At 40.5% G+C, this 8,920-nt stretch carries 6 protein-coding genes; 1 reads left to right on the top strand and 5 read right to left on the bottom strand.

The annotated features are described in order from the left end of the window. Together IM475_RS22315 and IM475_RS22310 are read right to left on the bottom strand one after the other, a co-directional pair. A partial coding sequence (locus IM475_RS22315) for a CARDB domain-containing protein (protein ID WP_287729166.1) occupies window positions 1-5,133 on the bottom strand: 5,133 nt, incomplete at its 3' end. Window positions 5,134-5,239: 106 nt separating this feature from the next. Further along, window positions 5,240-5,611, bottom strand: coding sequence for a hypothetical protein (locus IM475_RS22310; RefSeq protein ID WP_149978002.1), 372 nt, complete (start codon window positions 5,609-5,611; stop codon window positions 5,240-5,242). Window positions 5,612-6,033: 422 nt separating this feature from the next. Between IM475_RS22310 and IM475_RS22305 the strand changes: the two genes are divergently transcribed. Continuing rightward, a complete protein-coding gene (locus IM475_RS22305; protein WP_287729165.1) occupies window positions 6,034-7,200 on the top strand; it encodes a hypothetical protein in 1,167 nt (388 codons plus the stop codon). Between the two features lie 90 nt (window positions 7,201-7,290). Here the strand turns inward: IM475_RS22305 and IM475_RS23080 are convergent, their stop codons facing one another. The 3 genes from IM475_RS23080 to IM475_RS22295 all read right to left on the bottom strand — a co-directional run. After that, entirely contained in the window at window positions 7,291-7,755 is a 465-nt protein-coding gene (locus IM475_RS23080) for a hypothetical protein (protein ID WP_353737467.1), read from the bottom strand. 36 nt (window positions 7,756-7,791) lie between these two features. After that, window positions 7,792-8,028 carry a hypothetical protein gene (locus IM475_RS23075; RefSeq protein WP_353737466.1) on the bottom strand — a complete coding sequence of 79 codons (237 nt, stop codon included), beginning with the start codon at window positions 8,026-8,028 and terminating at the stop codon, window positions 7,792-7,794. A gap of 50 nt (window positions 8,029-8,078) precedes the next feature. Next, on the bottom strand, window positions 8,079-8,920 hold an 842-nt coding region (locus IM475_RS22295), incomplete at its 5' end, for a DUF4351 domain-containing protein (protein ID WP_287729164.1).

Below are 8,920 nucleotides of genomic sequence, written 5' to 3'. Positions count from 1 at the left end.
TGGTGTGACATTGACATTTTCAGCTAACTCGGTGACAGCATTTTGGAAAATTAGGGCTGTGGGAGCTTGATTACTAGGTGTTTCATTAACATCATTTACCGCAATTGTCAAGGTTTTCTCAAAACTGAGTCCTCCTTGGTCTGTGGTTTTTACTCGAATACTGTAACTATTCTTGGTTTCAAAATCGGGGGAATTATTAATCTGTAATTGATTCCCTACAATCGAGAATGCTGAGTTATCTGTATCTCCTGTTCCTGTAACTAAGCTATAGGTAAAGCTATTACCACTATCGGGGTCTGTGCTGGAAAATGTTCCTATCACTGTATTAACAGGGACATTTTCATTTACTGTGGTCGCACTTAATGCTAAATCCGTCGGAGCTTGATTACTAGGAGTTTCATTAACATTATTTACCGCAATTGTCAAGGTTTTCTCAAAACTTAGTCCCCCTTGATCGGTGGTTTTTACTCGAATACTGTAACTATTCTTGGTTTCAAAATCTGGGGAATTATTAATCTGTAATTGATTCCCTACAATCGAGAATGCTGAGTTATCTGTATCCCCTGTTCCTGTAACTAAGCTATAGATAAAGCTATTACCAGTATCGGGGTCTGTGCTAGAAAATGTTCCAATTACTGTATTAACAGGGACATTTTCATTTACTGTAGTGGCACTTAATGCTAAATCTGTGGGAGCTTGATTACTAGGAGTTTCATTAACATCATTGACAGTAATTGTCAAGGTTTTCTCAAAACTTAGTCCCCCTTGGTCTGTGGTTTTTACCCGAATACTGTAACTATTCTTGGTTTCAAAATCTGGGGAATTATTAATCTGTAATTGATTCCCTACAATCGAGAATGCTGAGTTATCTGTATCTCCTGTTCCTGTAACTAAACTATAGATAAAGCTATTACCAGTATCGGGGTCTGTGCTGGAAAATGTTCCAATTACTGTATTGGGGGCAACATTTTCATTTACTGTTGTCGCACTTAAGGCTAAATTTGTCGGAGCTTGATTACTAGGAGTTTCATCGGTGCCAATAGTGACAATAACTGAAGCTTGATCGTCTTCATTGGGATTATTGTTATTGGGAGTAGAATCAATGTCAGCTTCAAAAACAGCCGTTACTTCAGCCGTATTAGTCAGGGAGCCGCCACTGTTGACTTGAGCCTTAATTGTTAGGGTGCGGCTGAGATTATCCCGCATATTACCCACATCCCAGATGCCTGTACTGCTGTCGTAGATACCCTGTTCAGCTAATGCCGAGATGAAACTTAGTCCAGTCGGTAATAGATTTCTTACCTGGATAGCAGTAGCAGTTCCAGGTCCTTTATTGGTCAGAGTAAGGGTGAAAGTAACTTGATTTCCTATCTGAGGATTAGGGTTATTAACTGTTTGAGCCAACTCCAGATCTATATTGGCAGGAATGATTGAATTGACAGTTTTTGTACTAATGAGCGAATTATTAGATGAATTAAAGTCGTTTTCATTGCCACTGACGTTAGTTGTGCTGATAAGGTCACCTGCAACAAAGGAACTAACAGTCAGATTAACCGTGATGGTGTCACCACTGTTAAGACTCCCTAAATTAGCCGTGACAACGCCGCTGGAATTGGTATTGACCTTAGCCGTGGCACTGATGACATTCACTCCTGATGGTAAATTTTCCGTGAGAATCAGATTGTTTGCCGTACTGGGTCCGTTGTTAGTGACAGTTAGAGCATAGGTGTACTGTTGTCCTAGAGCGACTGCTCCTGTAGCGTCGGTTCTGGTTACTGAGAGATCAGAGATTTCAGGAGGAATCTCTTCAACAGTAGTAGTTAAAATATCGACATCATTTGTTGAGTCAGGATCGAAGGTCGTGCTGTTGACAGCAGCCGTTGCAGTAATTATTCCTGGTGTTGAGGGTGCGGTGACGATAATATCAAAGGTTTTAGTTGCTCCTTGTGCTAAATCTCCTAGCTCGAAAGTGAGAGTATTACCAGACTGCTGTGAAGGTGTAGTAGTCGAAGAAACAAAGGTGACTTCGGCTGGTAAGGTTTCGACTAAAGTTACGTTCTTGGAATCAATCGAACCATTATTGGTTACTGTCACTTTGTAACTTAGATTCTTTCCTGCAACTACCGAGCCTGGATTGACAGTCTGAGTAACTGATAAATCTGCTTCTTCGGTAATTCTTACTCGACCCTGGGAATAATCAAAGGCGGGAGGATTATTTTCATCTATGACCATAGCATAGATGAAATAATCACCTGTAGGAATGCCTTCAGTATTCCAAAGGAAACTGCCAGCACCATCATTTTCTAATAAATTACCAGCAATTAGTATGCCATCAAATCCTTGATTATCTGTATCGTAAAACAGTTTAACTTCAGCATTAGAGTCGGCATCAAAGGCATTGTAATTAATAGTTACCTCTCTTCCACCAACATCTGTCGCAGGGGAAGTTATATCAATAGTAGGCAAGAAAGAATCAGTTGCTGCAGTATATTTAACTGCTCCTAAACCAGTGGGATCAACAACATTAATATCCCAAATACCAGGTTGAGGATTGAAAATAACCACTACCTTTGTTGTTGAGTCGCTCAGTTCTTCAACAACAGCAATATTATTGGCGGCAAAGTCAGATTCATTAATAATAGTGCCATCTGGAGTTTCAATCTGTACTGGTATATTTCCTGTTACTGCATTTTCCCAATCAGCACTAAGAAGAATCCAATCTGTGTCTGGAGCAATGGCAAAACTCCCTATTGGTGGAATATTTTTTGCCCCAATTCTTTCAAATCGGCCATTAAAATACCCTTTGACTCCTACAACTACATTGATTTCAAATCCCAGCTTCTGAATATTTATAGTACCCCAACCGGCGGCAAAATCATTGGATAGATTACCGTCATTGCTGAAGTCAAGTAAGAAGTTACCGCTAGAAATTTGAGTTCCACCAAATAGCGGAATAAAGTTGGGAATACTAACCTTAGCTACTCCTGACATATTGACATCAAAGCTGGAACCAACTTTAAAGCCGCTACTGGTTTGAATCAGACCATCAAGAAGAGAAAAATTACCTTTAGTCTCATAAAACTTGTTGTTCCAATTAAGAGTAGATGTTCCGTCAGCTTTGGCTATTTTTTCGTTAAGGATAATAACTTGTCCGGTTCCGCTAAGTTGCTCCGAACTGATTTGGCCATTTAAATCTACGCGAATGAGTGCAGAACGACCTAAAAGAGGAACATCAAGCTGCGGGCCAAGTGTTGCTTTTACACCCCCAGCAAACTCTATTGGGTCGGGATCGGATTTAGCTAAATTTTCTACACTTCCATTGAAACCTTGAAAAAAGACTAAAGGAAACTGAGGAATTGGTATGTTTAGATTATCTACATCTAAAGATACTTTATTAAGCTCTAGGGGAGGAATTGGAAGTTTAAAACCAAGTTCGGTAGTAGCTTCAGCATTGCCTGGAGGAATTGCTTTTTTAAAAGGAAACTCTATTTTTGTGCTTCCTCCAATATCTTTGTTCTTAGTATCGATATTCAGTTTGAGTTCTTTTAATCCCCATCCTTTAACGAGTTTGAGATCAGTCTCAACAGCAAGAGAACCTTTGATATCTGCTTTGCCACCTTGAATTTCGATAGAGTTACTACCCGCAAGATCGGCAGTAATTGTTCCTAATTTTTCTGTTTTCGTGAAATCGTCAATAACTAACTTACCTTGAATTTTGATTTTATCTTCAGGTGCAATATATTCAATTGAAAAATTTGATAATTTCTTAATCGGCAAGAACTTAAATAATTTAAAATCTTTGAAATTAGGCAAAGAAAACTTAACACTAGAGCCAAACGTTACGTTATTTTGACTAATTAAGAGTGCGTCAGAACCACTAAAAGGAAATTCAGGAAACCCAATTTCTTCTAGTAACTTGAATTTTGCGCCAAGAGCTAATCCATTTCGATTTATCGTTATGCCACTAAAATCAACATCTAAGCCACCAAGGGTATATTCAGTTGCTAACTTCCCAGTTTCTTTAAATGACGATGTTGTTCCGCTGCCAATATTCAGATCAAATTGACCCTGAAACAGAGGATTGGTTTTAACAACTCCTGCACCAATGACAGAAGTAACGATGCCATTAACACTAATCTTTTTATCAGTATATTCAACCGTTCCATCCACTTTCAGCATTCGGGAAATCCCGTCTTTTCTGCCAATATATATAGTTCCCTGACCCTCGCAGTCACCATCTCCGTCAGCGTCCTTGAATTTACCGCCAACTAGCTCAAGTACGAAAGGACCCGTATCTGGACAAGTCTCAGTAGTTACGGTATAGTTCCATGCAGTTCCCTGATTATTAGTAGCTACAATCACTTCTAACTGATTGGAATTGCCTTTTGGAATCTGAACCTGTCCAGTTCTTCCACCTCCCACAAAACCTGTATTGAGTAACTCCCTTCCTTCGTAACGGATAATAAACTGGTCAGGAATAGTAAAGTGTTGATAAGTAAATTTAGCTACGCCACCACCTTTTGATTCCAGTATAACTATTTGTCGGCTTCCTTCAAAACCACCGCTATCTGAAACGGTTGCTTTTTCAATCAGAACTTCTTGACCGTCTATAAATATCGTGGCGAAATCATTCTCTTGCTTTAAAGCTTGCAATTCTGATTCAGGTAGAGGTATCCCTTGAACTAGTGCAGCAAAAATCTGCCCTTCATCACCCGGAGAGTCTGAGTCATTGAGTAGTCCATCTATAGAGTGACCAAACTCTTCTAGAACTGCGCTTGTTATCGATGAGATTGTATTCTCGCGAAGGAATTCTTCAGAAAGATAAATCGTATTTGTCGCACCTGCATATACTCCATAAGCACCATTAAGAGTTCCATCGGGAAGAATCTTAATCAAAGGGATAGTTACATCGCCTTTTGCCCAATCCTGTGCTAAGGCAAAAGCAGTCTGGGGCGCAAAACTATCCCCAAATGCCAACTGTATCTTGGGCAAAAAATCTGGTGCATTGGCGAAATCTTTGAGAGACAGCCGTACCTGGTCTAACGCTGATAATAAAATCGCATTTATATATAACTCACCTGTATCGACTGCGCCAACAAGATTGTTTTCGAGAATTAAGTTGATAGCGTTCATTGATCCTTAACCTCCCGTATTTGATAAAGTGAAGTATTATTTAGCTTGCTCAAAAAGTTGAAAATTATTAATCATCGTAACTCAGGTTTATTTTTAATTTTTGTTGTCACTGAGAATGAGGGCTAATGGAATCTTTGTAAAGTGATTTTTTTCCATAAAAACATTCAACTTTTAAGGTATATATTTTAGGTAAATCTTGAGTTCGATCCTTTTGTTCAGCTTGGCATTGTTTACGGCAGTCTGTTTCTGAAGAAGCTGTTGGATATTCGCCATTGATCACAATTCCTTGTGAATCTGAGTAGATTTGACCGTTTAAGAGGTAAGCATTGTAAAGCCGACACGAATTACTCCTGATTGCTGGAACAGTTGCCATAGCGTTTCCACTTGTAATAATTGAGATTAGGGTTAAAGCGAATAAATTACGTCTATCCAATATGCCAACAAGATTGTTTTTGAGAATTGGGTCGATAGAGTTCATTGATTCTTAACCTCCTATACTTGGTCAACAGCTTAACTAGCTGGACTAGATACTAGATTGGGCTTAACGACACAAGACCCACGCAGGTACACTATATCAAAGGATTCTAAATGATTGCCATCGGAGACCGTCAACTCTTTAATTAATCCTTGTTACTATCCTAGTAGCATTTTTTTGTCTCGTCAATACATATAAGTTATCTTTATTTTTTTTTTGCATAAGTTTTACTAATTAAGCACAATAAACTTGATTTAATTTACCTGATGATGTGTGGTCGGTTGCTTAACTTCGGGATTGCCAGTAGTGGTACTGTAGGTTAAGGACAAGTCGAGAAGGCAGGCAATCAGCGTCGGGAAAATGTCACAGAAACCGCTTATGTTATTTAGCCATTCTTGGGGTGGTCGGGATGATTATCGGAATGGGTGGCGACCTATTTTTCGATTGTTTTTTTAATTCTCGTCGCTAACGTTCCGCGAGTTATAGCCGAACCTTTAGATAAATATTGCCTCTCACCAGTAGAGCGAAAACCCGAGACGAGATTAACATTATCCCCGAATAAAACAGCACGAGTAACAATCCCAACGCGGGGCCAATCGTTGGAGGTGGTCGTCTCCGGTGTCGATACCCTGCTACTGAAACGGAAAGGCGCTGCAACGCCTCTCGTATCAGTGAAGGCCCCGCAATACGATTACGGCCAGATTGACGCTCTGGTTTCGACACAAGATGGTTGGCTCTGGATCGATGGAGGACAAATCGATTACATGGCCCGGCTCGATCTGAATGCTAACCCCCCTACCCTTGGTACACCGAAGGCACTTCCCGAACTCTACGAGCGACCCTGCTCGTTTTGGCATCGTTTCTGGGGTAATTGTCTCCTCGCTCAGGGAGTTTACAGCCAGGCGTTGGATCGCGTATTGATCACTGGTCATCTCGCTACATTTTGGGGACGATCATCCCTCACCACCTTGGAGATCATTGCTGGAAAAGCGAAAGAGATGGGGTCGATCGCACGGGGTGCTAGTCTTGTTTACCCTGTTTATGATGTCCCGCGATTACGAGGTATTTTGCTCAGAGGCATAAAAGATGAGTTGTTCTTTTACGATGGGATTACTGTCACCACCATACTTTCAGGAGAAAGTGCGCGGAGTCGGAACGGTATAACTGGGTGGTACATCGACAGCACTCACTCTGGGAGAACTTTCGTAACTAACGCTGGTCGTTTCCGCGATCCTTTTCTTAGGGAAATAAAAGCAGGGCCACTGGCGATAGCGATCGCTGTTCCCAAGACACTCGCCGGAAGTTGGTTGAGTTTGTTTCAAAAAGTGGATAAGGAGCCGTTGTGGGGAATTACCCGTCAGTCCCTTTTTGTGGAAATACAAGGCACTTTTAAACCGGTCGCTACCGTTCGAGAGGGAGCTTTTCTAGACGGACCGGCCGGTATCGAACAGTCGTCAGATGGCTCGATCACTTTCACCGTTAAGGACAAAACCACGGGGCGCTCTACCGATTACCGGCTCGCACGCTCCTCCGCGACAGGCCAGTGCGGGATTCGTTTAAAGGCCCGAGGACCGATATCGCTCACCCCGTAGTTTTTCCCGGGGTAGGCATTGCCCACCACCATTAAATAAGGGTTTAAAGGTGAATGGGTGGGCAGTGCAGCACCCTAGAGTAAGATGTTCTTATTGGATTTTTGCCAAAGACTGCTTAAATTCTGCGAGAGAATTAGCGGTAACTGCTGATTTTAGTATCTCTTTTAAGAGAGCAAGGTTAGTGATTTTGTCAATCATCTCTTCAATTTCTGAAGAAATCTGTCCGAACCGCACAGTTAAAACTGTTTTTATGTCATCGCGGCTATTTTCTAACACCCCAATTTCCTTGCCAATCTTCTTACCCTGTTCTATTCCTCGCAATTCCATATTACTCATTAAAGGCATGGTTTTTTCCTCCTCAAATTGTTTGATTTTACTCTCTAAACTTGACTGTAATTCGGGGGACAAAGTCATCATATTGTCGATGATTTCAAACAGTTTAATTATCTGTTCTCTCTCGAACTCCTTTTCATATAATCCCCTGATTAACTTCCACTTCCACTGTTCCCGTTGTGGCAGCTTCCCAGTAGTTGCTTTTGTTTTCAGATGTGCCATGACGATTATAGCAAAGGGATTGCTACTTGTTTCCAATTAGTCACTGATAACTGATAACTGGTAACTGATAACTGAATAGAGTTTGTCAGCGAAACGTTTTTTTGTCTTTGCTGAAGCGGTAATCCGTTTGAGTTCTTTTTCTAGGGATTCGGGAATTTTTGTCCAATCAATTAGTTGGTGAACTTCAGGAAAGAAGAAATGTAAAAACGCCTCAAAATACTCGGTTAATGCTTCTTTGCAAGGTTCATCATAATTAGCGGTTGTCTGTTTCATTATGACAATTTTAGTGGGTTGTTGTCAGAAGGCGAACGCTAACGTCAAAACTAAGCAGTTAAAGTATTTAACCAATTGATTAAATCTTCAACCGTAGAGAAATCGAATAAAGCTTCTCCTAATACTTCGACATCATCAATACTTAACCCCATGATTTTATTTTCCAATGAAGGATTAATCTCCCCTAACTTGCGTTTAAGTTGACGAAGAATCAATGTCTTTTCCCGTTCAATACCTTGTTCAATACCTTGTTCGATACCTTGTTCGATACCTTGTTCGATACCTTGTTCAATACCTTGACGCATCCAACTGGTGGTAATTTGCATAACTCCCTCCTGTACGGGTTGACTAAATGTGCTAATCTCTTGTTGAAATTGTATCTCTTCGACCGGATTTAGATTGAGATAAGTATCGATAAATCCGGAAATTAATTGCATTTTCGCAGGATTTAACTTTAAAGTAATTAACAAGCGCAGACATTCCGCCTTAACCTTAGCTCGCTCTTTCTCAGCAATGTTCATCTTCGCCATCAAAGCTGAAGCAACCGGATTCGGCTGATTGAGAAAATCTCGCCAATTTAATCGATTTAACTGCACGACTTGATAGTTAAATTTTAATACCTTAAAATCGGGAAAATCGACTACATATTGACTAATTGCTTCTCTTTTTGGCTTTGAATAAGAAAAAATTACAATGGGATAAATCGGTAAGACAAATTTCTCATGAAAGCGAGCAAAATAAGTAAACATTCGCCGGTTAAACCATTTTCGAGAACTTTGCTGCGCCTCCAGATGAATCAGAAAAAAAGATTCTTTTCCGCGAAACTTAACTTGTGCGACTAAATCGCTTTCATGCCTTTCTCCTTCCGTGACATCGGTAAATACTTCTTTGT

Origin of the sequence: Microcystis sp. M061S2 (genome assembly GCF_020245605.1) — a bacterium.
Lineage (GTDB): Bacteria > Cyanobacteriota > Cyanobacteriia > Cyanobacteriales > Microcystaceae > Microcystis.
This window is presented reverse-complemented; position numbering and strand designations above follow the sequence as displayed.

Excerpts from the sequence above, each read along its gene's own strand:
- IM475_RS22310 (WP_149978002.1), bottom strand. The coding sequence starts at position 5,611 with ATGAACTCTATCGACCCAATTCTCAAAAACAATCTTGTTGGCATATTG.
- IM475_RS23080 (WP_353737467.1), bottom strand. The coding sequence starts at position 7,755 with ATGGCACATCTGAAAACAAAAGCAACTACTGGGAAGCTGCCACAACGG.
- IM475_RS23075 (WP_353737466.1), bottom strand. The coding sequence starts at position 8,028 with ATGAAACAGACAACCGCTAATTATGATGAACCTTGCAAAGAAGCATTA.